This is a genomic window from Streptomyces alkaliterrae (assembly GCF_007097205.2).
Taxonomy (GTDB): Bacteria; Actinomycetota; Actinomycetes; order Streptomycetales; family Streptomycetaceae; genus Streptomyces; species Streptomyces alkaliterrae.
Genome location: NZ_VJYK02000021.1, coordinates 1 through 23382, shown reverse-complemented (window position 1 = coordinate 23382; position 23382 = coordinate 1). Strand labels below are relative to the sequence as shown.

Annotated in this window: 22 protein-coding genes; 7 read left to right on the top strand and 15 right to left on the bottom strand. The window is 72.9% G+C overall.

Annotated elements, in window-relative coordinates:
- Position 1 precedes the first annotated feature (1 nt).
- The 12 genes from FNX44_RS03710 to FNX44_RS03655 all read right to left on the bottom strand — a co-directional run bounded on the left by FNX44_RS03710 (position 2) and on the right by FNX44_RS03655 (position 12401).
- Complete coding sequence (locus FNX44_RS03710; protein ID WP_143646475.1) at positions 2 to 721, bottom strand: HAD family hydrolase; 720 nt, start codon at positions 719 to 721, stop codon at positions 2 to 4.
- A gap of 8 nt (positions 722 to 729) precedes the next feature.
- The gene (locus FNX44_RS03705) at positions 730 to 1290 is read right to left on the bottom strand and encodes a sugar O-acetyltransferase (RefSeq protein WP_228449621.1); all 561 of its coding nucleotides are present in this window, start codon (positions 1288 to 1290) and stop codon (positions 730 to 732) included.
- Between the two features lie 32 nt (positions 1291 to 1322).
- The gene (locus FNX44_RS03700) at positions 1323 to 2207 is read right to left on the bottom strand and encodes an endonuclease/exonuclease/phosphatase family protein (protein ID WP_323369045.1); all 885 of its coding nucleotides are present in this window, start codon (positions 2205 to 2207) and stop codon (positions 1323 to 1325) included.
- On the bottom strand, positions 2204 to 3208 hold the full coding sequence (locus tag FNX44_RS03695; RefSeq protein ID WP_143646474.1) for a methyltransferase: 1005 nt from the start codon (positions 3206 to 3208) through the stop codon (positions 2204 to 2206). Before FNX44_RS03695 ends, FNX44_RS03700 begins: the two co-directional genes overlap by 4 nt.
- Positions 3135 to 4400, bottom strand: coding sequence for an MFS transporter (locus FNX44_RS03690; RefSeq protein ID WP_143646473.1), 1266 nt, complete (start codon positions 4398 to 4400; stop codon positions 3135 to 3137). Before FNX44_RS03690 ends, FNX44_RS03695 begins: the two co-directional genes overlap by 74 nt.
- Positions 4397 to 5026: a DUF1349 domain-containing protein gene (locus FNX44_RS03685; RefSeq protein WP_143646472.1), complete on the bottom strand. Its 630-nt coding sequence runs from the start codon at positions 5024 to 5026 to the stop codon at positions 4397 to 4399. The genes FNX44_RS03690 and FNX44_RS03685 overlap by 4 nt, the downstream gene beginning before the upstream one ends.
- Positions 5023 to 5880 (bottom strand): SDR family NAD(P)-dependent oxidoreductase, encoded by an 858-nt coding sequence (locus FNX44_RS03680; RefSeq protein ID WP_143646471.1) that lies wholly within the window; start codon positions 5878 to 5880, stop codon positions 5023 to 5025. Before FNX44_RS03680 ends, FNX44_RS03685 begins: the two co-directional genes overlap by 4 nt.
- Positions 5877 to 7304, bottom strand: coding sequence for a glycosyltransferase (locus tag FNX44_RS03675; protein WP_143646470.1), 1428 nt, complete (start codon positions 7302 to 7304; stop codon positions 5877 to 5879). Before FNX44_RS03675 ends, FNX44_RS03680 begins: the two co-directional genes overlap by 4 nt.
- Positions 7285 to 9057 (bottom strand): 1-deoxy-D-xylulose-5-phosphate synthase N-terminal domain-containing protein, encoded by a 1773-nt coding sequence (locus FNX44_RS03670; RefSeq protein ID WP_143646469.1) that lies wholly within the window; start codon positions 9055 to 9057, stop codon positions 7285 to 7287. Before FNX44_RS03670 ends, FNX44_RS03675 begins: the two co-directional genes overlap by 20 nt.
- Positions 9054 to 10376: an aminotransferase family protein gene (locus tag FNX44_RS03665; protein ID WP_143646468.1), complete on the bottom strand. Its 1323-nt coding sequence runs from the start codon at positions 10374 to 10376 to the stop codon at positions 9054 to 9056. Before FNX44_RS03665 ends, FNX44_RS03670 begins: the two co-directional genes overlap by 4 nt.
- A 126-nt stretch (positions 10377 to 10502) precedes the next feature.
- Complete coding sequence (locus tag FNX44_RS03660) at positions 10503 to 11612, bottom strand: phosphotransferase enzyme family protein (RefSeq protein WP_143646467.1); 1110 nt, start codon at positions 11610 to 11612, stop codon at positions 10503 to 10505.
- Between the two features lie 165 nt (positions 11613 to 11777).
- Positions 11778 to 12401: a hypothetical protein gene (locus tag FNX44_RS03655; protein WP_143646466.1), complete on the bottom strand. Its 624-nt coding sequence runs from the start codon at positions 12399 to 12401 to the stop codon at positions 11778 to 11780.
- Positions 12402 to 12546: 145 nt separating this feature from the next.
- On the opposite strand from FNX44_RS03655, the gene FNX44_RS28745 reads away from it, so the two are divergent.
- A complete protein-coding gene (locus FNX44_RS28745; protein WP_228449620.1) occupies positions 12547 to 12948 on the top strand; it encodes a hypothetical protein in 402 nt (133 codons plus the stop codon).
- Complete coding sequence (locus FNX44_RS03645) at positions 12941 to 14074, top strand: response regulator (protein WP_143646465.1); 1134 nt, start codon at positions 12941 to 12943, stop codon at positions 14072 to 14074. The genes FNX44_RS28745 and FNX44_RS03645 overlap by 8 nt, the downstream gene beginning before the upstream one ends.
- A 33-nt stretch (positions 14075 to 14107) precedes the next feature.
- Here FNX44_RS03645 and FNX44_RS03640 read toward each other — a convergent pair whose 3' ends face one another.
- A complete protein-coding gene (locus tag FNX44_RS03640; protein WP_143646464.1) occupies positions 14108 to 15073 on the bottom strand; it encodes a pirin family protein in 966 nt (321 codons plus the stop codon).
- 208 nt (positions 15074 to 15281) lie between these two features.
- Here FNX44_RS03640 and FNX44_RS03635 point away from each other — a divergent pair, with 208 nt between their 5' ends.
- The 3 genes from FNX44_RS03635 to FNX44_RS03625 all read left to right on the top strand — a co-directional run bounded on the left by FNX44_RS03635 (position 15282) and on the right by FNX44_RS03625 (position 19026).
- Positions 15282 to 16721: a GuaB1 family IMP dehydrogenase-related protein gene (locus FNX44_RS03635; protein ID WP_143646463.1), complete on the top strand. Its 1440-nt coding sequence runs from the start codon at positions 15282 to 15284 to the stop codon at positions 16719 to 16721.
- Positions 16722 to 17126: 405 nt separating this feature from the next.
- Entirely contained in the window at positions 17127 to 18551 is a 1425-nt protein-coding gene (locus FNX44_RS03630; protein ID WP_143646479.1) for an amino acid permease, read from the top strand.
- A gap of 10 nt (positions 18552 to 18561) precedes the next feature.
- Positions 18562 to 19026, top strand: a complete 465-nt coding sequence (locus FNX44_RS03625; RefSeq protein WP_143646462.1) for an Lrp/AsnC family transcriptional regulator — start codon at positions 18562 to 18564, stop codon at positions 19024 to 19026.
- Positions 19027 to 19036: 10 nt separating this feature from the next.
- On the opposite strand, the gene FNX44_RS03620 is transcribed toward FNX44_RS03625, so the two are convergent.
- Positions 19037 to 19588, bottom strand: a complete 552-nt coding sequence (locus FNX44_RS03620) for a hypothetical protein (protein WP_143646461.1) — start codon at positions 19586 to 19588, stop codon at positions 19037 to 19039.
- A gap of 303 nt (positions 19589 to 19891) precedes the next feature.
- Between FNX44_RS03620 and FNX44_RS03615 the strand changes: the two genes are divergently transcribed.
- Both FNX44_RS03615 and FNX44_RS03610 read left to right on the top strand, forming a co-directional pair.
- Complete coding sequence (locus tag FNX44_RS03615) at positions 19892 to 20713, top strand: carbon-nitrogen hydrolase family protein (protein WP_143646460.1); 822 nt, start codon at positions 19892 to 19894, stop codon at positions 20711 to 20713.
- The gene (locus FNX44_RS03610) at positions 20710 to 22425 is read left to right on the top strand and encodes a flavin monoamine oxidase family protein (RefSeq protein ID WP_143646459.1); all 1716 of its coding nucleotides are present in this window, start codon (positions 20710 to 20712) and stop codon (positions 22423 to 22425) included. The genes FNX44_RS03615 and FNX44_RS03610 overlap by 4 nt, the downstream gene beginning before the upstream one ends.
- 44 nt (positions 22426 to 22469) lie before the next feature.
- Here FNX44_RS03610 and FNX44_RS03605 read toward each other — a convergent pair.
- The coding region (locus FNX44_RS03605) for a DUF5995 family protein (protein ID WP_228449619.1) at positions 22470 to 23382 on the bottom strand (913 nt) is incomplete at its 5' end.

The window sequence follows — 23382 nt, the reverse complement described above, 5'->3', positions numbered from 1 at the left end:
GTCACAGGCTCCTCTCGGTCGCGGCCGGGCGGACGAGCGGGAACCAGGACGGCTCCACGGCCCGCAGATCGGGCAGCAGGTGATGGGCGGCGGAGTAGTCGCAGACCCGGGTGGCCTCGGTGGGGACCGCGAGCACCGTCATTCCGGCGGCCCGGGCGGCGGCGACCCCGGTCACCGAGTCCTCGAACACCGCGCACCGCTCGGGCGGCACGCCCAGTCGGCTCGCCGCCTCCAGGTAGACCTCCGGGTCGGGTTTGCGCCGGGCCACCTGCTCACCGGTCACCACCACGTCGAAGAACCGGGCCAGGTCGTAGTGGCCGAGCCAGCGGCCCACCCACTCCGCGTCGGCCGCGGACGCCACTGCCAGCGGGTACCCGGCCGCCCGGAGAGCGCCGAGCAGTTCCCGCACCCCCGGCCGCAGGACCACGTGCCGCGCGGTGAGGTACCGCTCCCAGTGGGCCTCCAGACGGCGCCACAGTTCCGCGTCGTCGACCTCGGTACCGGTGGCGGCGCGCAGCCGCCGGAAGAGTCCGGGATAGCCGTCGGGCCTGCCGCACACCTCCGTCGCCCACAGGTCGCCCGGCAGCCGCGCCCCGAACTCGCGAAAGAGCGCCGAGCAGGCGAGCAGGTCGCCTCGGACGGAGTCGACGAGGACACCGTCGTGGTCGAAGACGACGGCCCGGAGATCCGGTGGCAGCGGAGGGAGCGGTGCGGCGGCCATGGGGTGACTCACAACTCCCTCACGATCCGTGCCGGATTGCCGACGGCCAGCACGCCGGCGGGCAGGTCCTTGGTGACCACGCTGCCCGCGCCGACGACCGTGCCGGCCCCGACGGTGACGCCGGGCAGCACGGTGGTGCCGCCGCCGAGCCAGACGTCCGCGCCGAGGGTGATGGGCCCGGCGCGCTCCCATCCCTCGCGGCGACGCACCGGGTCCAGGTCGTGGTCGCCGGTGAAGAGCCGGCAGCCCGGGCCGATCATCGCGTCGTCGCCGACGACGATGGGCGCGCAGTCGAGCAGCATCGTGTCGAAGTTGATCCGGACGCGGTCGCCGAGCTGGATCTGGGAGCCGAACTCGCAGAGGAACCGGGGCATCACCCAGCCGCCCGACCCGACCGCGCCGAGCAGATCCCGCAGGATCTTCTCGCGCGCCGAGAAGTCGGGGAGCGCGGTGCTGTTGAACCGGTCGAGCAGTTCCATACACCGCTGCCGTTGGGGCAGGAACGCCGGGTCGAAGCCGGGGTAGGGCTCACCCGAGGCCATCGCGGACCTCAGCCGCTCGGGAATCATGACGTTGCTTTCTTGGTCGGTTGGTCGAACTGTCATCGGCGTCGCAGGCCGATCGTGATCGGACGGTGGTCGGACGCCGCGAGGCGGTCGCCGTCCGGTTCCAGCCGGGGGTCGGTGACCACCCGGTAGGAGTCCAGCAGGTCGAGAAGGTCGACGGTCAGCAGGAAGACGTCGATCCGCCGTGGCGCCTCGGCCGGTGGATGGAAGCCGAAGGTGGGCCGCCGGTCACCCAGGTGGGCGCCCGCGTCGACGAACAGGGGGTCGTCCTCCTCCCCGGTGAGCCGGTGCAGCGGCATCCGGTCCACGGTGCGGCCGCCGGGCATCAGGTGGTCCTCCCGCCGGTGCCGGGGAACCAGCGACAGATCGGGCTCCCGGTCGCCGGGCGGCACGGTGTTGGCGTCCATCGCCAACACCGTCGGATACCCGCGGAGATCGGCGTAGCGCCGCAGCCGGTCGGCCTCCACCCGCCGGGTCGCCGGACTGAACGGGTCCAGATGGGCCACCACGAAGCGCAACGGTGTGCTCCAGCCGGGCAGTCGCAGGACGGCGGCGCCGTGGCCGTGCCAGTCGGCCAGCGCGTGGGGGACGTGCTCGAACTCGACGGCGCGCACGTCGCGCTGCCAGAAGACCGCCTGGTGGCAGCCGGTCTTGGCGACGAACAGCTCGCCGTCCATGTCGAAGGCGCTCCTGGCCTCCTCGAAGAACGCCCGCTCGTCCAGATGCCAGCCCCATCCCTCGGTGGTCATCAGCACCCGGGGGCGCTGCCGGCGGACCACCTCGACCTGTGCCTGCCAGCGCCTGTCGTCACCGGAGACCCGGTCGATCCCGGCCTCGAAGAGGTTCCAGAACATCACCAGGTCGGACGCGCCCCCGCGGTCCGGCGGGGGCGGTGCCGGAGGGGCGACCACCGCTGTCACGCGGCGCTCTTCACGCCGACGACCATCGACTCCGGGCCGTCCAGATGCTCGACGTGGATCTTGTCGAACCCCGCGAGACGCAGCCAGCGTTCGCACTCCGCACCGGTGTAGTCGGAGCCGCCGGGCACCTCCACGTGCATGATCAGGCTGAGGATCATGCCGACGGCGTTGCGGCGGCGCTCGTCGTCGATGAGCGTCTCGTAGACCAGTACCCGACCGCCGGGCGGAAGCGCCGCGTGGGCCTTCCTCAGCAGCTCGATCCGTCGGGGCTCGGACCAGTTGTGCAGGATGTGGCCGAACACGAGGACGTCGGCGGCGGGCAGTTCGTCCTCGAAGAAGTCCCCGGCGGCGAAGCGGGTCCGGTCGGCGACACCGAGCTGCGAGGTGTACGACTCGAAGCCGGCCCGCGCGGCGGGCAGGTCGAACCCGACCGCGTTCAGGTGCGGGTGCCGCAGCAGCACCCGACCCGCCAGCGCGCCCTCCGCGCAGCCCACGTCCACCAGCGAGCGGTGCTCGTGCCACGGGAACTTCTCGGCTATGGCCCGCGCCGAACCCATGCTGAGGGCGGTCATGTCCCGTTGGAACGCCCGCACGGACGCCTCGTCGTGGTACACGGCGGCGTAGAAGTCCCGGCCGTCCCGGGCGCCCCGCAGCGCCTCTCCGGTACGCAGCACCGACGTGAGATCGTCGCCCATGCCCGCGCACTGGGTGATGAAGCTGTCACCGAGATAGGTTTCCGGCCGGCCCGGGTCGAGGTACTCCGCCGCCTCGGGCGCGTTCTCGTACCGGTCATGGTGGCGGCGCAGCAGCCCGAGCGCCACCAGCGCGTCGAGGAAGTCGGTCACGGGGCGCGGGTGCAGGCCGAGCCGGTCCCGGACCTCCGGCACGGTGAGCGGCCCCTTCACCAGCTCCGCGAACAGGCCCAGTTCAATCGCGGCGAGCAGGGTGCGGGTCTTCCAGTGCGCCCACATCAGATCGGTCAACGGCTGTGGAGAGGTCATGTCGAAAGCTGCCTTCTGTCGGTTTCTGAGGGGTTCGGGGAGCGGGTCGTGCGGCGGCGAGCCGGGACACCCGTCGTGCGGCGGCGAGCGCCGCCGTCGCGGCCAGCAGGGTCAGGACAAGCAGGGCGGAGGGGAAGGACGAGGGCCGGGCTGGCTCGGTGGCGAAGGCCAGCAGCGGTGGCACGGCGGCGCTCCCGACCAGGTTGGCCACCAGCAGCAGCGCGCCCGGACCGCTGGCGGCTCCGTCCGAGAGCCGGTCGGCGGCGGCCATCACCAGCGGGAACACGGCCGACATGGCCAGCCCGGCGCAGAGATAGCCGACGGGCGCCGGCCCGGCGGAGAAGGTGAGCACAAGCGCCAGGGCGGCCCCGACCAACGAGCCGACCACCACCGCCGGTTCGGGGAGCCCGCGTGTCACCACCGGGAGTACCAGGCGGCCCGCCGTCAGACCTCCCCAGAACAGCGCGGTGAGCTGGGCCGCGCCCTGCGTGCTCCGGCCCAGCGCCTCCAGGTGGGTTGACATCAGCGCGCCGATCCCGGCCTCCATCCCGGCGTAGCAGAAGGCCAGCGCGGCGAGGACCAGCAGCAGCGGTCGGTCCGACTCGCCGCCCGGGGAACGGCGTACCGCGCCGGTTCGGCTCGGCACGCCGCACACCCGGGACAGCGATCGCGCTGTCAGCAACGACCCGCCCGCGACGACCAGCAGGGGCACCGTGACGCCGTCCACCGCCCCGGCGGTGAGCGGCCCCGTCACCGCGCCCGCCCCGAACGCGGCGTGCAGCAGCCCGAGCATCACGGTGGGACGCCGACCGGGCAGCCGGCACAGGGCCGTGTTGAGCACGAGGACAAGCCCGCCGAACCCGACACCGGCGACCAGCGCGCCGACCAGGAGGACCGGCCAGGTGGGCGCCAGCGCCATGCCCGCCGCCCCCAGCGCGAACCCGGCCAGCAGCAGCCGTGACGCTCCCGCGCCCGGCCGCCGGCGGGCCAGACCGCAGACGACGATGGCCGCCAACGCGCCCACGTTGTACAGCGGCACCACCTCCGTGCCCGCCCCCTCGGCCAGGCCGTGGGAGGCCCGAAGTATCGGCAGCGCCGCACCGGGCACGGCGGTGGCCGCGCCCAGCAGCAGCGACAGTGCCAGACAGCCGGCGACCACCGGCAGGGTGGCGGCGCGGGCGTTCGCGCTCACCGGCGGTCGGCCAACGCGGTGGCCGCCAGCCGCACCGGCTCGAACGTCGCGGAGGCCGACTCCGAGAACGGGGCCTGCGCGAACAGCCCCAGCCGGAGCCGGGTCTCGGGCGGCCCGTGGAAGGTCCGCACCACCCGCCACGGTTCGGTGGCGTCGGCTCGGACCCGCACCGCGCACCGCCTGCCCTGACGGGTGATCAGCAGATCCGCCGCCGGGGTGACCAGCGCCGGGCCCGCCGCCTCGTCGGAGTGCGGCGCGGACACCACCGTCACGATCGACCATCCGCCGTCCCGGCCGCGTTCGACGCACACCTTGAGCCAGTGCTCGGCGCCGTGGAGGGCGAGGCCGCCCGCGTCGGCGAACGACGATCCCCGGCGCACGGTGACCCGGGTCCAGGCCGTGAAGTCGCCGTCCACGGCCCGCTGGAGCAGCGGGAGGTTCGCGACTTCGTGGCTGCCGGGCAGCGAGTAGAGGTCGCTGTGCCCGGGCGCGGTGATCTCCAGTGAACCGCCGGTCAGCGAGCAGGCGGCCGGCTCGCCGGACCAACGCCAGGTGTCCCGCAGATCGAAGGGCTCCGGACCGGCCGGAGGAGGGGGAGCGGAGGTCGTGCTGTCGGAGCTGGTCACGGCGCGGTCATTCCTCCGTCGACGCTGACGGCCTGGCCGGTGACCCTCCTGGCCTCGGCCAGGAACACCACAAGCTGGGCGATGTCCTCCGCGGTCTGGAACTCGCGCTGCGGGATCATCCCGCGCATCCGCTCCCAGCACTCGTCCTCGCTCTCCCCGGGGCGCGTGAACTCCTCCAGCAGGTAGCGCCACATGTTGCTGCGGACGATGCCGGGACAGACCGCGTTGACCCGGATGCCGTCCCGGGCGACCTCCTGGGCGAGCGCGGCGGTGAACCCCACCACCCCGAACTTCGCGGCGCAGTAGTGCGCGACCTTCGCGAATCCGCTGCGCCCCGACACCGAGGAGAAGTTGACGATCGCTCCGCCGCCGGTGGCGCGCAGCAGCGGCAGCGCGTGCCGGGAGGAGAGGAAGACCCCGTCGAGGTTCCCCTGGACCACATGGCGGAACTCGGCGAGTTCCATCTCCTCCACCGGCCGCACATGCGTGACGCCGAAGGCGTTCACCACCACGTCCAGCCGGCCGTACTCGGCCGATATCCGGTCGTAGAGCCGCGCCACCGCACGCTCGTCGCCGGCGTCGGCGGCCTCGGCGGTGACGTCGAGCCCCGAGTCGGTGAGCCGTTCGGCCAGTGCCCGCGCCTCGGTGTGGCCGCCGACGTCGTGGGAGCGGTAGTGGTTGTACTCGGACGGCAGGTGGTCGGTGTCGGCCACCACCACGCGCCGGCCGCCGGTCGCAAGAGCCTCGACGACGGCGGCACCGATGCCCCGTCCCCCGCCGATCACCACGGCGACCTGGTCTTTCGTCGCGGCCGGTGAGCCCGCCGCGCCTGCTGTCACGAATGCGGTTGTCATACTGCTGAGAAGTCCTCTCCGGTGGTCGCGGCGAGTCGGCCGCCTGTGGTCGGCGCCGCGCCTGGGGGTTCCGGGCGCGGCGGCTCGAGCGTGTAGCCCAGCGGCGGCAGCACGAGCGCGTCGAGCAGTCGGGGGAAGGCGCGGTAGTCGGCGAGGTCGCGGTCGGGCTGCTCGACGATCCGCCGCAGCCGCTCGCGGTTGTCCCCGGTCTCCGGAAGCCGGTCGACGGCTTCGAGCAGCGCGGCGTCGTCGCGTCGTACGAAGTAGCGCTCGAAGAGTTCGGCGGCCCCGGCCAGCGCGGCGTCCGCGTCGAACCCCGGACGCCGGTCCACCCGGACGGCACCGGGCAGGATCCGGTCGCTCACGCCCTTCCAGGGCACCGGTTCGCCGGCGAGGGCCGCGAGGAAGGAGTCGTCCCGGTACGGAGCCGTGGCGGGCAGCAGCGCCGACGCGAACGCACGGTCCAGCAGTCTGGCCACGAGCGCGTCCTCGTCGACCCTGCCAAGGGGCTCCACCCGGTCCATGGCAAACGTCCGCCGCTGGTCCAGGGAGGTGGGCACGAGGTTGTCGGCGGGGAGGAGTTCCACGGCCGGGCCGACGTCGGCGGCGAGCACCGGCACACCGTGTGCCAGCGCTTCCAGCACCACCCGGCCGAGCGTCTCGCGCGAGGCGGTGCTGGGGAACACCAGCACGTCCACGCCGGCGAAGAACTCGCCCAGCCGACTCTGCGGGAGCACGCCCAGCGCCCTGACCGCCGCCGGCGGCACGCCCCGCGCCCGCAGGTCCGAGGAGACCCGGTCCGGCGCCCAGCGCGGATCGTTGGCCTTCCCCGCGTAGCTGAGCGTGACCCGGCCGCCGGACTCCCGGTGGCAGCGGGCGAAGACGGAGAGCACCTGGTCGAAGTTCTTCGCCAGCGACAGCGCTCCCAGATAGCCCAGCCGCAGCGGCTCGCCGCGGCGCGGTCGTCGCACCGGCGGACGGGAGGGTAGCCGGTCCAGCATCGGGTACGCCACCGCCGACCCGCCACGCGCCACCGAGGGGAACCGGAGGTCGAACAGCCGTCGGGTGTACTCGGTGGGGAACAGGGCGAGATCACCCGGCCGGACCAGCGGCGCGCACAGCTCCTCCTGGGCCCAGTACCCCGACCACAGCGCGGTGTGCGCTTCCCGCACGATCCGGAAGTCGCCGCCCGTCCGCTCCCGCCACAGGTGGTAGAGGTAGGCGTACGGCCCCGACCCGGCGTACACCACGTCACCGGGGCCGGCCCCGGTCGACGGTCCGGCTGCGCCGCGTCGGGTGAGGTCGTGCCAGGAGACAGGCGCCCGGCGGGCGAGCAACTCGGCGACCTCCCGGTGCATCAGCACCGCGCCGTCGACGATGCCCGAGGCGCGCGGCGACCGGTAGTCATGCAGATGCAGCCGCACCGCGCACCTCCTCGTCCTCCGACGCCCCAGGCGCCGCGCCGAGGAGGGCGCGGAGCTGGTCGGGCGCCATGCCGTGCCGGCGCAGCTGCTGGGCGTGCGCGCAGGTGAGGATGTCGGTGCGGATGCCGTGGACCTCGGCGTCCAGCAGATGGCGGGAACGCAGCCGTTCGCCGAAGCCGCCCTGGACACCGTTGTACTCGACCGTCAGCAGCCGTTCGACACCCGCCAGCAACGCCACCGTTTCAGGCGGGAGCCGGGGCTCCAGCGCGGCGCAGTGCAGATGCGGCACACCGAGGTCGGCGTTCGCCTCGGAGACCAGGACACCCGCGTACCCGAAGGTCACCACGGCGGTGCCGGACCACCCGGGGGCCGGGGGAGTGACCCACACCGCGCCGTCCAGGTCGTCCGAGCAGTCCGTCAGCGGCGGCTCGAACTTGGCGTCGACCGCGCTGACCACGTGCGCCGTCCCGGGCTCCCGGTCGAGCCGGTCCAGACACGCCTGGAACTCCGCCGCCGTCACCGGCTCGTACACCCGGGTGTTGAGCAGCCCGCCCAGCAGGTTGACCGCGTTGTGCGCGCCGCCCCACTGGCCGTGGCTCTTTCCCGCCAGGACAAGCAGGTTGCGGGCGCCGGTGGTGGCCTCGGTGAGCATGCTCAGCGAGTCCATGTAGTACATGCCGTCCGTGGCCACGACTTTAAGCGTCGGGTCGGGCAGCGAGAGGGTGAGGCCGACGCTCAGGGTCTCGGCCAGCCCGGTGTTCACGTAGGGGAGGTGGTCCTTGAAGCCGAAGCGGGCCGCCATGTCGGCGGTGAACACCGCCGCCTGACGTTTTGTCCGCCGCAACCTGTCGGCCAGCAGCGGGCCCGTCGTCTGGGAGAACGAGGGACGCCCGGTGGCGCCGGCCGCGCTCGGGGGACGGAAACTGTGCGCGCCCTTCAGCGTGCGGCACACCAGCGCCGCGCGGCCGGGCGCGGCCAACAGGCTCTCCAACGAGTCCCGTACCGCGTCGTCGTCCGTACCGTCGGTCTCGGCGACCCGGCCCAGATAAGCGGCGAGATAGTCCCGGCTCACCGGCTTGGCCAGCGGCTCGATGCCCTTGCCGTTGGCGTCCACCACCAGCACGAGGTTGTCGAGGTCGGCCTCGTGGGCGAAACGCAGCGCCTCGAACGCCGACCCTTCCTGGAGTTCACCGTCACCGGCCAGACAGACCACCTTGCGGCCGTCGCCGCGGCGCCGCAGCTCCCACGCCAGCCCCACGGCCTGGTGGACACCCACGCCCAGGCTGTACCGCATGGTGTTCCCGAACCCGAGGTCGCGGTGGACCACGCCGGTCAGCCCGCCCCGGTGCAGCGTCGTCAGCGGGGCGAAGGGGAACGCGCCCCGCACGTAGTGCTCGGCGTAGAACGCCGGCGCGATGTGGCCGCGCCCCACGACCAGCTCCGCCGGCGGCGTGTCACCGCCGACCAGGCCGAGGTCGAAGCAGGCCCGCACCGTGGACAGGGACGAGAGGTTGCTCTGCAGGTTCCCCGAACCGGCGATCTCGTGCATCCGCAGCAGCACGTGCGCGCTGTCGTCGTAGAGCCGCCCGGGCACGGCCGCCGCGAGCTTCCGCATCTGCTCGAAGAGCTCACCGCCGAGCTCCCCGGCGGCCAGCTCGGCCAGCTCGCGCCGCACGACGGCGGCCTCCGCCGGGGTCAGCCGGGGCAGCGCGGCGGTCGCCTCGTCGTGGACGAGTGTGCGCAGCGTACTCATCGCCCGCCCCCCAGTACCTCGTCGAGCGCGTCGCCGAGGATCTGCAGCGACTCGGCCAGGTCGGCCTCCGTGGTGGTGAACGCGGGTGCCAGCACGATCCAGTCGTCCTGCCCGCGGATGATCAGGCCGCGGTCCAGGCACGCGCGGGCGACGCGCTCTCCGACGGGCCCGGGCCCGTCGCCGTGCAGGGTGACCCCGTACAGCAGGCCGAGCGCGCGTACGGCGCCCCGGGAGCCCACCAGGGAGCGCAGCCGCGGTTCGAGGCTCGCCGCCAGCCCGCGGACGACACCCGGATAGTCCTGCTCGCCGAACAGCGTCACCGCGGCCAGGCCGGCGGCCGAGGCCATCGGGTTCGCGGCGTAGGTGTGGGAGGGCGCGAACGCGTACGGTCCCCCGTCCTCGCCGAGTATCGCGGCCACGTGCCGGGCCGTCAGCACCGCCGCGAGCGGGGCGTAGCCCCCGGAGATGCCCTTGCCGACGCACATCAGGTCGGGCGTGACGCCGAAGGTCTGCGCGGCGAACGCCTGCCCGGTCCGGCCGAAACCGGTCACGATCTCGTCGAAGACCAGCAGTACGTTGTGCCGGTCGCACACCGCGCGCAGCTCGCGGAGGTAGTCGTCCGGCGGAACGGCCATGCCCCGCAGGTGGATGACCGGCTCCACGACCAGGGCCGCGACCGTGTCCGGACCCTCGGCCTCGATGGCGCGTTCGGCGAGCGCGGCGGCGAGCCGGCCGGACTCCTCGTACGACACCCCGGTGAACGACTCCAGGCAGTCCGGCGGCCAGAAGTGCACGACGCCGGGCAGGCCGGGGCCAAAACGCCCGACGTCCGGGCGGCCGGTGAGCGAGAGCGACCCGAAGGTCGAGCCGTGATAGCCGTGGTAGTGGCTGAGGACCTTCACCTTTCCCGGGTCGCCGTGTGTCCTGTGGTAGAGCCGGGCGATCCGGATCGCCGCCTCGATGGCCTCCGAACCGCCGTTGACCAGCTTGGCGGTGGTGATCTCCGCCGGAGCCAGGTCGACCAGGCGCCCGGCGAGCTCCAGGGCCGGCCGGTTGGTGCCGTGCAGCGGCGGATTGAACGGCAGGGTCCGCACCTGCTCGCTGACGGCCTGTGCGATGGGCTCGCAGTCGTAACCGAAGCACGTCACGAAGACGCCTGACATGCCGTCGAGGAATTCCCGCCCCCCGGCGTCCCGTAGCCGCACGCCCTTCGCGGACTCGAACAGCAGGGAGGAATCGGAGTGCGGGACCTCGAAGCAGTAGGCCGAGAGGTCCGCCGGCCATCGGCCGGCGACGGGACGGTCAGGGGAAACGGGCACGTGGGCTCCAAGAGTTGAGGGTCGGTACGGCGCCGCCTGGGTCGCTGACGTAGGACGGCGACGGGGTCGTGGGACAGGTCCGGCGGGCGGGCGCCGGAGAAGCGGCGCCCGCGTCCGGTTCAGTGGTCACCGGTCGGTCAGCAGCGCGTGCACGGCCAGTCGGCGGGACGGGCTCAGCACGTCGAGGTACCGCAGCCACAGCGGGTCGAGCAGGTTCCGGTCGAGAACGTCCTTGGCGATGTCGACGACGACGGGCAGGGAGTGGGCCATCAGCAGCGGCATCAGACGCCGCTCCTCGCTCGGCGTGAGCAGCCCCGCCTGCCGCGCCCGCGTCCGGAAGTCGGTCACAGCCCGACGCCGCTCGGCCGTGTCGCTCACGCGTCCCGCGCAGTCCGCGAGCCACGCCAGGTCCAGCAGGCGGTCGGCGACCTGCAGATTGTCGAAGTCCAGAACGGCGACCACTTCCGGTGGGCGGCCGTCGGGCTCGTCCAGCACGAAGTGGTGGGCGTGCAGGTCGCCGTGGACCACGCCCTCACGCGAGCCGGGCGCGGAGGGCCCGAACACGGGGTCACGCAGCAGACCGCCCGCCTCGACCGCCGGCCGCAGCGCGTCGACCACCGCGCGGCCCCAGGAGTCCCCGCGTGCCTCGGCCAGCGGGAGGAGCCGCCGCTGGGCGTCCGCCAGCGCGGTCGGCCAGTGCTCCTCCTCGACCAGCGCCGGCGGCCTCATCGGGCGTAACGCCTCGACCGTGGCGGCGGGCAGCCGGTCCAGGGCGGCCCGCAGCAGCAGTCCGCCGCGCACCGCCGCCCGCGCCCACCGCCGGTCCGCCAGGTCGCCGACCCGGCCGCGGTAGCGGGGCGTCAGCTCGCAGATCCGCCCCTCATGACGGACCGGCAGCCCTCCGCTCAACGCGGGAACCGGCGTGGCGACCGGCACACCGACCTCCCGGCAGTGCGCCAGCACGTCCGCCTTGACGCAGTGGAAGGCGTCCTCCCGGTCGGCCTCGTCGGTGACGCCGACCTTCAGCACGTACTCCCGCCGGTCGCGGGCCACCAGCCACAGGCCGGCCGTGTGGGTGAGCGGTGCGTCACCTCCGGCGGTCAACGGCCGGATCGACGCCCCCGCCCAGGAGGTTCCCCAGCGCGCGACGAGCGCCTGCCGCACCCACGGCTCGCCGTCGGCGACCGCCGCCGTGAGCGGGCCCGTCTCCTCGGCCCGACCGCCTTGTTCCCACATGTGTCGCCACGCCTCCCGTAGTCCGGTCCCTCCATGGCACCGCGACGACGTGGTCGCACACCATGGCCGCAGGGGCCGGAACAAGGGCGGCGCCCGCTGCCCGAGCGGACCGGGGGAGCGGTCCGACCGCTCGCCCCTGCCGCCCGTTCGGGCAGCGCGCCCGGGTCACCTTTCGGGCGCGGTCGCGTCCTCCCGGAGGAAGAGCAGCACGGAGACGATGAGGACCCACACCCCCACCGCGACGAAGCCGAAGAACCCGACGGGCGTCATCAGCACGATCGCGATCACGATGCTGACGTAGCCCAGCCAGCGCGGCAGCCCGCCGTGCCGGAGGATCACCACCGCCGCGGCGGCCATCGCCAGGAACTGCCCGAGCACCGCGGGCATGAACAGGTACATGTCCAAGGTCGCGAGTGTGTGCGTGACCTCCGGCGGTACGTCCCCGGCGGTCTCGGCGGCGGCGATCTCGACGCCGCCGAAGAGCGCGAAGCTGAGGCCGAACAGCACAAAGCCGGCGAAGCAGATCGTGCTCACCCGACCGGGCGGCCTCTCGGCCTGCCACAGCGCCGTCCGCAGGCTGCCGCCGAACCAGACGAAGAACGCGCCGGCCAGCGTGAGCATGACGGCGCCGGCGATGTGCTTGTTGTTGTCCCAGAACTCGACGATCTCGGACGACGACTTGTCGCGGACGTCCGGCGGCTCGCCGACCACGATGAACATGACCACTGTGAGGGCCACCGCGACAACACCGGTGAGTGGCGCGAGGCGGGCCACTGAAAGCGAGGGCATTTTTCGGCTCCCGGGAGCTAGGTCGGCCTCCCCCTGGCACCGGGACCGGCATGACCGGGCCCGGACACCGCCAGAGTGCGCCGCGGGCCTCGCTACAGCGACTCCACCCCCGATATGCAACCGCCGAACGGGTGAATGTGAGGAGGTGGGTGCAGGCAAGCCGTTGCCGGCCGTTCCGGCAACACCACGGCGTGCCGGCGAACGTGCCTGCGGCGACGCCGCCGCGCCGCTGGAGCAACAGCCCGGCATCTCCCGCAACGGGCCACGCAACACGTGCGGCCGTCGGCATGCTGGGCTGCGGACCGGCACGGTGCCGGTCCCGATCTCCCGGGAGGCGCTCGCCGTGAACGGCCCGCTGATGACGCTGCGCACCGCTGTCATCCTCACCCTCGGCAGCATCACCGCCGCGACCACCGCCATACTCACCCTCCTCGCCGGAGGCAGCGGCGCCCAGGCCGTGCTGGCCGCGGGTGTGGCCTTCGGCGGCGCGGTACCGGCCCTTCACCGGCTGATCGCCGCCGAGTCCCCGGAGGCGGACCGTGGCTGAGCTGCGCCCGCTGGCGGACGACCTGCCACCCGAGAGTCAGGCCCTCGCCACCGCCCTGCGGAACCTGTTCGACGGCCTCGGCATCTCCGTCCGCCGCTACGCCGCCCGCCGCCGCCGTGATCCCGGTGCGCTCTCCCGCTACCTCAACGGCAACCGAGTCCCTCCCTGGGAAGTTGTCATGGATCTCCTCACCGACCTCGCCGAACACAGTGGTCGCCCGGTCACCCCGGAGCTCATCGAGCACCTGCGGGGACTGCACAACAGCGCGGTGGGCGCCGGCGGATCGCCCCGGCACGCCGCGGAACTCCTCGCCCAGCAGCTCGCCGACGCCGACCGCACCTCACGGCGCTCCACCGCCCGAGGCGACGTACTCGAGGAAGCGCTGCTGGACCGCAGCCACCGGATCGCTGATCTGGAGGTACGCCTCAGCCAGTTGGAAGGGGAGTGGGCCGCCGAACGCGTGCGCGCCGACCGCCTCGAAGCCGAGTGGGGCGACGCCCGGAGACTGCGCCGGGAACGCGACCGACTCACCGCGGAGGTCGCCCAGCTCACCGCCGACCTCGCCGACGCCCAGCAATGCCGTGAGGAGGCGGAGGCCCGCTGCGCGCTCCTGGAACGCCAACTGGAGATCGTCGAGCGGAACGCGGCGAACCCGAGCTCCTCCTTGGCCGCGCCGCCCGCCGGCCTCCGGAAGGCCCTGCCCAGGATCCTCATCGTGGACGACCAGCAGCCGAACATCCTCGCGCTGACCGCGGTGCTTGCCAACCTCGACCAGGAACTGGTGGTCGCCTCCTCCGGCCGGGCAGCCCTCAAAGCCCTCCTGGACCACGACGACTTCGCCGTCATCCTGCTGGACGTCCAGATGCCGGAGATGGACGGCTACGAGACCGCCGCCCACATCAAGCGCCGACGCCGCACCCGCGACATCCCGATCATCTTCCTCACCGCGATGAGCGCCAACGCGGAACACAGCGCGCGCGGTTACGCGGCCGGCGCCGTCGACTACATCGGCAAGCCGTTCGACCCCTGGGCCCTGCGGGCGAAGGTCGCGGTCTTCACCGACCTCTTCCTCGAGCGGCGGCACAACCGCCGGTCCGAGACCGACCGTGCCCACCAGGCGGGGTGACAGCGCTCACCGGGCGGAGGCCGTGGGACGGTTTCAGCGGGTGCGGCCGCGGGGTTTGAGCGGGGTCGCCGGGAGGTCCGGGGCGGGCAGGCGGGTACCGGCATAGCCGTGGACCTCGCCGAAGCGGTGGCCGGCCTGCCAGTCGGCGCGAGCGTGGGCGATGTCGTCGGTGGACCGGCCGACGAAGTTCCACCACATGACGATCTTCTCCTCGAAGGGCTCGCCGCCGAGCAGCATCAGGGAGCTGTCGGCGTCGGCGCGCAGCGGGAGTTCGCCGCGGCCGCAGCCGAGGTAGAGCATCGAGCCGGCCTCGACCGGCACGCCGTCCACGACCGGCGCGCCGCTCATGCCGAGCGCCGCGTACTCGAAGTCGCGTTCCAGTGGCAGCCGGGCGGAGGTGCCGCCAGGCAGCGTCACGTCGGCGCCGACCAGCGGGGAGTAGGTGGTGCCGGGGGAGCGGGCGCCGTCCAGCTCGCCGAGTATCACCGTGGCGCGCAGCCCGCCGCCGGTGACCAGCGGCAGCTCGTGGTGGTGCTCGAAGGCCGGGTCGGTGTGCCGGTGGGCGTCGGGGAGCGCCACCCACAGCTGGGCGCCGTGCAGATAGCGGTCGTGGTCGCGGGGCGACTCCTCGGAGTGCGCGATCGCCCGGCCCGCGGTCATCAGCCCCAGCTCGTAGGGGCGGACGGTCTGGAGGCTGCCGAGGCTGTCGCGGTGCAGCACCTGGCCCTGGTGGAGCCAGCTGACCGTCTGCAGCCCGGTGTGCGGATGCGGCGGCACCTGCATACCCGGCTCGTCGGCGATGTCGTCGGGACCGTAGTGGTCGATGAAGCACCAGGCGCCGACCATGCGGCGGCCGAGGTTCGGCAGCAGCCGGCGCACCTCGGTGGACTCGCCCAGCGGGACCGGCCGACCCCGCAGCAGCTCGTGCACGGGGGCGGCGGCGACCTCGGCGCGGCCGCCGCAGACCCGCGCGTCGGGACGAAGATCAAGATCGCTCATGGGCGCACGCTACCGCCGTGGACGGCGGACGGACCCGGCCACGCGGCACCGGACCTGCTCGTCGTATGTTCGCACAAAACGCCCACGGGGCGTCTGGTGGTTTGTCCCGGGGTGTGTGGGGGGCGTGCCGTGGGAGAATGAAGTACGTGCGTTTTGCCCCGGGTGAGCCACCCGTGGGCGTCCTCCGATCGACTGGGATGTACAGCACGTGCGATTTCTCAACGACCAGCGGCCCCCCTACGACCTGACGTACGACGACGTCTTCATGGTGCCGTCCCGCTCCTCGGTCGGTTCCCGCCAGTCCGTGGACCTCTCCACTCCGGACGGCACGGGAACCACCATCCCCCTCGTCGTGGCCAACATGACCGCCATCGCCGGCCGCCGCATGGCCGAGACGGTCGCCCGGCGCGGCGGTCTGGTCGTGATCCCGCAGGACATCCCGCTGCCGGTGGTCGCCGACGTCGTGTCCTGGGTCAAGCAGCGCCACCTGGTGCTGGACACCCCGATCGTGCTCGCCCCCGGCGGCACGGTCGCCGACGCGCTGTCCCTGCTGCCCAAGCGCGCCCACGGCGCCGGTGTGGTCGTCGAGGACGGCCGACCGGTCGGCGTGGTCACCGAGAGCGACCTGACCGGCGTGGACCGCTTCACCCAGCTGCGCGAGGTGATGTCCACCGAACTCCTGCTGCTGGACGCCGACATCGACCCGCGCGAGGCGTTCAACCGGCTGGACGCCGCGCACCGCAAGCTCGCCCCGGCCGTCGACGCCGACGGGAAGCTCGCCGGCATCCTCACCCGCAAGGGCGCCCTGCGCGCCACCCTCTACACCCCGGCCACCGACAACGAGGGACGGCTGCGCGTCGCCGCGGCCGTCGGCATCAACGGTGACGTGGCGGGGCGCGCCAAGGCGCTGCTGGAGGCCGGGGTCGACACGCTGGTCGTGGACACCGCGCACGGCCACCAGGAAGGCATGATCGACGCCCTGAAGGCGGTCCGCTCGCTCGACCCGCAGGTCCCGGTCGTCGCCGGCAACGTCGTCGCCGCCGAGGGCGTGCGCGACCTGATCCAGGCGGGCGCCGACATCGTCAAGGTCGGTGTCGGCCCGGGCGCGATGTGCACCACCCGCATGATGACCGGCGTGGGCCGCCCGCAGTTCTCCGCCGTGCTGGAGTGCGCCGCCGAGGCCCGCCGCCACGGCAAGCACGTCTGGGCCGACGGCGGCGTCCGACACCCGCGGGACGTGGCGATGGCGCTGGCCGCCGGTGCGTCGAACGTGATGGTCGGCTCCTGGTTCGCGGGCACCCACGAGTCGCCCGGCGACCTCCAGCAGTCCGCCGACGGCCGGCTGTACAAGGAGTCCTTCGGCATGGCCTCCGCCCGCGCGGTGCGCAACCGCACCTCCGAGGAGTCCGCCTACGACCGGGCCCGCAAGGCGCTGTTCGAGGAAGGCATCTCCACCTCCCGGATGTTCCTCGACCCGACCCGTCCGGGCGTCGAGGACCTGATCGACTCGATCATCGCCGGCGTGCGCTCCTCCTGCACCTACGCCGGAGCGGGCTCCCTGGAGGAGTTCGCGGAGAAGTCCGTCGTCGGCGTGCAGAGCGCCGCCGGCTACGCCGAGGGCAAGCCGCTGCACGCCAGCTGGAGCTGACGGCCCGGAACCCGGCGACGAGGTAGGCGGAACGGCCCGTGGTCACCGATGCGGTGGCCACGGGCCGTTTGCCGTCTGCGGAGGCGAATATCGCGATCCGAACACCCGACGTACGCGATCTTGCGTCCTCGGCGATTTCACGCAACACATCGACGCGGTTGCGCAAGGTATGCGCATTTCGCGTCCGAGCCGCGGGCTCATAGAGTCTGGCGCTGTACGAGATGGCGGTGACCGCCTGCTCGGCGGTCATCCCCCACCGGACGTCCGGCACCTTCGGCGTGCCCGGACGCGGCCGCCGCGCGCACCCGCCGTTCCCCTGAAGAACAGCAAGGAGCCCCCGTGCCGCAGTCCACCGTGACAGCCGCGCCACCCCGCCCTCCGGCCCCCACGCCCTTGCAGCGGCTCATGCGCCGCAAACCGGTGGAGCAGCTCGTCGCCGAGGCGGGCCGGGGCAGCGACGGCAACCAGCTCCGCCGCACGCTGACCATGTGGCAGCTCACCATGATCAGCATCGGTGCCACGCTGGGCACCGGCATCTTCGTGGTGCTCGGCGAGGCCGTCCCCAAGGCCGGCCCCGCGGTCACGATCTCCTTTGTCATAGCCGGTCTGACGGCGCTGTTCTCCGCGCTGTCCTACGCCGAGCTGGCCGGTACGATCCCCGCCTCCGGCTCGTCGTACTCCTACGCATACGCCACGCTCGGCGAGCTGGTCGCCTGGGTGTGCGGTCTGTGCCTGATGCTGGAGTACGGCGTCTCGGTGGCGGCGGTGGCCGTCGGCTGGGGCGAGTACCTGAACGAACTGCTCGACGGCACGATCGGCGTCACCATCCCGGCCGTGCTGTCCGCGCCGCCGGGTGAGGGCGGGCTGTTCAACCTGCCGGCGCTGCTGGTCGTGCTGCTGGCGATGGCCTTCCTGCTCGGCGGCGCCCGGGAGTCCGCCCGGGTCAACACGATCATGGTCGTCGTCAAGGTCGCCTCGCTGCTGCTGTTCTGCGCGGTGGCGTTCACCGGCGTGAAGGCCGGGAACTACGACCCCTTCCTGCCGCTCGGCCTGGCCGGCGTCAGCGCCGCCGGCGCCTCGCTGTTCTTCTCCTACATCGGCTTCGACGCCGCCTCCACGGCCGGCGAGGAGGCCAAGAACCCGCAGCGCGACCTGCCGCGCGCGATCATGCTCTCGCTGCTGATCGTCACGGTGCTCTACGTCGCCGTCGCCGCCGTCGCGGTGGGCGCCACGCCGTGGCAGGACTTCGAGGGCTCCGAGGCCGCGCTGGCCGGTGTGCTGCGCGACGTGACCGGGCACGGCTTCTGGGCGGTGATCCTGGCCGCCGGCGCGGTGATCGCGATCGCCAGCGTGGTGCTCGCGGTGCTCTACGGCCAGACCCGCATCCTTTTTGCGATGTCCCGCGACGGCCTGGTGCCCAAGGTGTTCTCCAAGGTGAACCCGCGCACCGGCACCCCGCGCGCCAACACCGTGCTGGTCGCCGCCTTCTGCGGCACCCTCGCCGCCGCCGTGCCGCTCGGTCAGCTCGCGGACGCCACCTCCATCGGCACGCTCTTCGCCTTCGCCCTCGTGAACGTCGCAGTGATCGTGCTGCGCCGCACCCGGCCCGACATGCCGCGCGGCTTCCGAGTGCCGCTGGCGCCGCTCGTCCCGGCCATCGGCCTGGCGATGTGCCTGTGGATGATGACCAGCCTGCCCGTGATCACCTGGATCGTCTTCGGTGGCTGGATGGCCGCCGGGCTCGTGTTCTACTTCCTCTACGGGCAGCGTCGCTCCCGGCTGGCCGACGCCGACGCCGGCGCCAGCACACCGCACGACCCAGAGAAGTGAACGACCCGCAGTGCGACTGAACGAACTCGACGAGCGCATCGTCCAGGCCCTGGCCGAGGACGCCAGGAGGTCCTACGCCGACATCGGCGCCCAGGTCGGGCTCTCCGCCCCGGCCGTCAAGCGCCGCGTCGACCGGCTCCGTGCCGAGGGCGCGATCACCGGCTTCACCGTGCGGGTGGACCCGGCCGCGCTCGGCTGGGAGACCGAGGGCTACGTCGAGATGTTCTGCCGCCACAACACCTCGCCTCGGGATATCCGGCACGCGCTGTCGCGGTATCCCGAGGTGGCGTCCGCGTCGACCGTCACCGGCGACGCGGACGCCCTCGTCCAGATCTTCGCCTCCGACATGCGGCACTTCGAGCGGGTGCTGGAGCGGATCGCGGGCGAGCCGTTCGTGGAGCGCACCAAGTCCGTCCTGGTGCTCTCCCCCCTGCTGCGCCGCTACACGGCGACCACGCCGGACACCCCCGCGTAGTACCGCCCGGCTACTGCTGCCAGGGATCCCACGGCACGACCTCGAACCCGCCGGACTCGACCCGCTCGAAGGGGGCCGACGCCGCGCAGGGCGGCAGGTCCTTCGTGGCCGCCGGGCTGCCCGTCATCGCCCAGCTGTAGCCCAGACGGGTCCCGTCGTCGGTGACGGAGAAGCCCACCCGCTTGCCCTTGGCGCCCTTGAGGTCGCTTCGGGTGATCACACCGGAGGCGGTGGTCACCCCACCGCCGGAGATCATGCAGTCCAGTCTGCCCACGGCGTACGCGCCCTCGTCGCCGGCATAGTGGCTGAACCGGAACGTGCCACGGGTGTCCATGCCGCCGCCCCTGCCGTCGAAGGTGAAGTGGATGACGTGCCCTTCGGGGCGGTGCAGCTTGGCGGTGCCGCGCAGTCGGGGCTCGGGGTCGCTCGCCGCCTCGACCCGGTCGGTCGTCCGGCGTTCGGCGGTGTCGCCGGCCAGCGCCGGCGCGACCAGTGTCGCCGACAGCGCGAGCGTGCCCAGCGCGATACCGACCGCACGACGGGGCTGTGGTAGGACGGACATACGGGTTCCCTCCGTTTCGCCTTGCCGGGCGACCGGTCGGACGCCCGCGAACAGACTCGCTCCGTCCCCGTGCGCCCGGCATCGGCCGCCAGGTTGGTCGGTCGTCCTACCGCCGCGGTACTCCAGCAAGACCGTGGAAGGACGCGGCCGCCCCACGCGTGTGCAACAAATCGCCGATCGGGCGGCCTCAGACGCAACAGATCGCACCTGGATGCGCAAGAAGCGCGTCTTGTCGCCCCACTCGCCCCGGCCGTACCTTCGATATGTCCCCCGAACGTGCGAATTCCCAGGTCGGAAGGTGTCATGACGCAGCTGCGCATCGCGCTGTCCCAAGGCCCCAGCGGCGCGCCCCTGCCACGGGCCGAGGCGCTGGCGGCACTGGAGAGCGCCGCCGCGCGCGCCGCCGAGGCCGGCGCGCGGCTGCTGGTGACGCCGGAGCTGTCCCTGACGGGCTACGCCCTGGGCCCGGCCACCGCCGAACTGGCCGAGGAGGCCGAAGGCCCCGCCGCCGAGGCCGTCGGCGAGATCGCCGCGCGCCACGACCTCGCGATCGTCTACGGCTACCCGGAGCGCGACGGCGAGGCGGTGTACAACTCCGCCCGGCTGATCGACCCGGCCGGCAAGCCGCTCGCGAACTACCGCAAGACCCACCTCTTCGGCACCTTCGAGAACACCGCCTTCACCCCCGGCGACGAGCCGGTCGTCCAGGCGGAACTCGACGGCGTCCGGCTGGGCCTGCTGGTCTGCTACGACGTGGAGTTCCCCGAGACCGTCCGCGCCCACGCGCTGGCCGGCACCGAGCTGCTGCTGGTGCCGACCGCGTTGATGCGCCCCTACGAGTTCGTACCGCGGACGCTCATCCCCACCCGCGCCTGGGAGAGCCAGCTCTACGTCGCCTACGCCAACCGGCAGGGCGCCGAGGACGACCTCACCTTCGCCGGACTGAGCTGCCTCGCCGCCCCGGACGGCACCGTCCGCGCCCGGGCGGGCACAGGTGAGGACCTGGTCCTCGCCGACGTGGACACCGGCCTGCTGGCCGCGTCCCGCGCCGAGAACACCTACCTCACCGACCTCCGCACCGACCTGTTCCACCCCGTGCACCGCCAAGGAGTACCGCGCCGATGACCGCGAACGTGCCCGCCGCCGTCCATGACGAGCACGCCGAGAGCCCCTCTCCGCAGCCGCCCATCACGATGTTCGGCCCGGACTTCCCCTTCCCCTACGACGACTTCCTCGGCCACCCGGCCGGCATCGGTTCCGTCCCGGCGACCGAGCACGGCACCGAGGTCGCCGTCATCGGCGGCGGTCTGTCCGGCATCATCACCGCCTACGAGCTGATGAAGATGGGCCTCAAGCCCGTCGTCTACGAGGCCGACAAGATCGGCGGCCGGCTGCGCACCTCCGACTTCGAGGGCTGCGGCGCCGACGGCGAGGGACTGAACGCGGAGATGGGAGCCATGCGCTTCCCGCCGTCCTCCACCGCCTTCCAGCACTACGTCGACCTCGTGGGGCTGGAGACCAAGCCGTTCCCCAACCCGCTGTCGCCCGACACGCCCTCCACGGTCGTCGACCTCAAGGGCGAGAGCCACTACGCCCGCACCCTGGACGACCTGCCCGAGGTCTACCACCAGGTGATGGAGGCGTGGAACGCCTGCCTGGAGGAGGGCGCCGACTTCTCCGACATGCAGCGCGCCATCCGCGAGCGCGACGTCGCCCGCATCCGCGAACTGTGGGCGCCGCTGGTGGAGAAGCTGGACAACCAGACCTTCTACGGCTTCCTCTGCGACTCCAAGGCGTTCTCCTCCTTCCGCCACCGGGAGATCTTCGGCCAGGTCGGCTTCGGCACCGGCGGCTGGGACACCGACTTCCCCAACTCCATCCTGGAGATCCTGCGCGTCGTCTACACCGGCGCGGACGACGACCACCGCGGCATCGTCGGCGGCAGCCAGCAGCTCCCCGAGCGGTTGTGGGAGCGGGAACCGGCCAAGATCGTCCACTGGCCGCTGGGCACCTCGCTGCGCTCGCTGCACGACGGCGGGCACCGCCCGGCCGTGACCCGCCTCAGCCGCACCGCAGGCAACCGCATCACGGTCACCGACGCCGACGGCGACATCCGCACCTACAAGGCCGCGGTGTTCACCGCGCAGTCCTGGATGCTGCTGTCGAAGATCGAGTGCGACGACGCGCTGCTCCCGATCGACCACTGGACCGCCGTCGAGCGCACCCACTACATGGAGTCCTCGAAGCTGTTCGTCCCCGTCGACCGGCCGTTCTGGCTGGACACCGACGAGGAGACCGGGCGTGACGTGATGAGCATGACGCTCACCGACCGCATGACCCGCGGCACCTACCTGCTGGACAACGGCCCCGACAAGCCCGCCGTGATCTGCCTGTCGTACACCTGGTGCGACGACAGCCTCAAGTGGCTGCCGCTTGACGCCAACGAGCGCATGGAGGTCATGCTCAAGTCGCTCGGCGAGATCTACCCCAAGGTCGACATCCGCAGCCACATCATCGGCAACCCGCTCACCGTGTCCTGGGAGAACGAGCCCTACTTCATGGGCGCGTTCAAGGCCAACCTGCCGGGCCACTACCGCTACCAGCGGCGCCTGTTCACGCACTTCATGCAGGACCGGCTGCCCGCCGACAAGCGCGGCCTGTACCTGGCAGGCGACGACATCTCCTGGACCGCCGGCTGGGCCGAGGGCGCCGTGCAGACCGCGCTCAACGCGGTCTGGGGCGTGATGCACCAGTTCGGCGGCACCACCGACCCGAGCAACCCGGGCCCCGGCGACCGCTACGACGAGCTCGCGCCCGTCGAGCTGCCGGAGGACTGACCGGAGACCGGTCGAAGGACTGACCGGAGGACTGGGCCCGTCTTTCAGCCTCCGCCGTGCCGCCGCCCCTCGCCCTTTTCCGGGCGGGGGGCGGCGGCCGTCGGCGGGCGCAGCGGCGTGAGCAGGAGCCGGGCCGCCGACTGCGCCTCGGCGCCGAGCCTGGCCGTGAACTCACCCGGAAGCGCCGGCGCCTCGCCCAGCCGCCACAGCATCCGGAACGCCGACCACGCGGCCTCCCGCGCCCTGGCCGCGCTGCGACCCCCCACCAGGTACGCCAACGGGTCGGCGACGCTGGAGAGTTCGGCCCTCACCCGCTCGCCGACCGCCTCCTCCAGGCCTTCCAACAGGCCGGCCAGGCCGTCCAGATCGGCCTCCAGGGCCTCCGGGCCCACGCCGCGCGCCGTCGCGGCCTCCAGCAGCGCCAGGGGAAGATCGTGTGCCAGATGCGCGCTCACCCCGGCGAGCGCGAACTGGGACGGCCGCACCCCCGGGTGGTGCCGCAGCCGGAACAGCGGCCGCCAGCACGCCGGCGGGCGCAGCCCGGCCTGCGCCGCCGCCAGGGCCCCCAGATAGCGGTCGGCCAGCCGCACCGCCAGATCGTCGGTGCCCGGCGGCCGGTCGGGCTCCGGCCCGCCACCGAAGCCGGTGGCCGCCGAGAGATACAGCCGGTGGAACACCGCCACACCGTCGACGGGTGCCGCCCGCACCGGCCCGGCCGTCCGCAGCCGCGCCGTCAGCCGGGACGGCCAGGGCGAAGGGTGGGTCGACGCCTCGGTGCTGACGGGGACCTGCGGCGGCACCTGCGGGCGAAGAACCGTGCGCTGCGCTGACTCCATGCCAAGCAGCGTCCCAGCGCCCGCCCGGGCGTGGGGGTCCGGCGGGGCCAGCACCCCCCGTACGGGTGAGTGCCGCCGGTTGTGCGCTCCGCCGAACGAGCAGCCGTACGAGCCGCCGCCC

What these genes read in the sequence shown, in the direction of transcription:
- FNX44_RS03615 (WP_143646460.1), top strand. Translation starts at nt 19,892, where the DNA reads ATGACGCAGCTGCGCATCGCGCTGTCCCAAGGCCCCAGCGGCGCGCCC.
- FNX44_RS03660 (WP_143646467.1), bottom strand. Translation starts at nt 11,612, where the DNA reads ATGTGGGAACAAGGCGGTCGGGCCGAGGAGACGGGCCCGCTCACGGCG.
- FNX44_RS03610 (WP_143646459.1), top strand. Translation starts at nt 20,710, where the DNA reads ATGACCGCGAACGTGCCCGCCGCCGTCCATGACGAGCACGCCGAGAGC.
- FNX44_RS03680 (WP_143646471.1), bottom strand. Translation starts at nt 5,880, where the DNA reads ATGACAACCGCATTCGTGACAGCAGGCGCGGCGGGCTCACCGGCCGCG.
- FNX44_RS03655 (WP_143646466.1), bottom strand. Translation starts at nt 12,401, where the DNA reads ATGCCCTCGCTTTCAGTGGCCCGCCTCGCGCCACTCACCGGTGTTGTC.
- FNX44_RS03695 (WP_143646474.1), bottom strand. Translation starts at nt 3,208, where the DNA reads ATGACCTCTCCACAGCCGTTGACCGATCTGATGTGGGCGCACTGGAAG.
- FNX44_RS03705 (WP_228449621.1), bottom strand. Translation starts at nt 1,290, where the DNA reads ATGATTCCCGAGCGGCTGAGGTCCGCGATGGCCTCGGGTGAGCCCTAC.
- FNX44_RS03670 (WP_143646469.1), bottom strand. Translation starts at nt 9,057, where the DNA reads ATGAGTACGCTGCGCACACTCGTCCACGACGAGGCGACCGCCGCGCTG.
- FNX44_RS03630 (WP_143646479.1), top strand. Translation starts at nt 17,127, where the DNA reads ATGCGCCGCAAACCGGTGGAGCAGCTCGTCGCCGAGGCGGGCCGGGGC.
- FNX44_RS03640 (WP_143646464.1), bottom strand. Translation starts at nt 15,073, where the DNA reads ATGAGCGATCTTGATCTTCGTCCCGACGCGCGGGTCTGCGGCGGCCGC.
- FNX44_RS03620 (WP_143646461.1), bottom strand. Translation starts at nt 19,588, where the DNA reads ATGTCCGTCCTACCACAGCCCCGTCGTGCGGTCGGTATCGCGCTGGGC.
- FNX44_RS03710 (WP_143646475.1), bottom strand. Translation starts at nt 721, where the DNA reads ATGGCCGCCGCACCGCTCCCTCCGCTGCCACCGGATCTCCGGGCCGTC.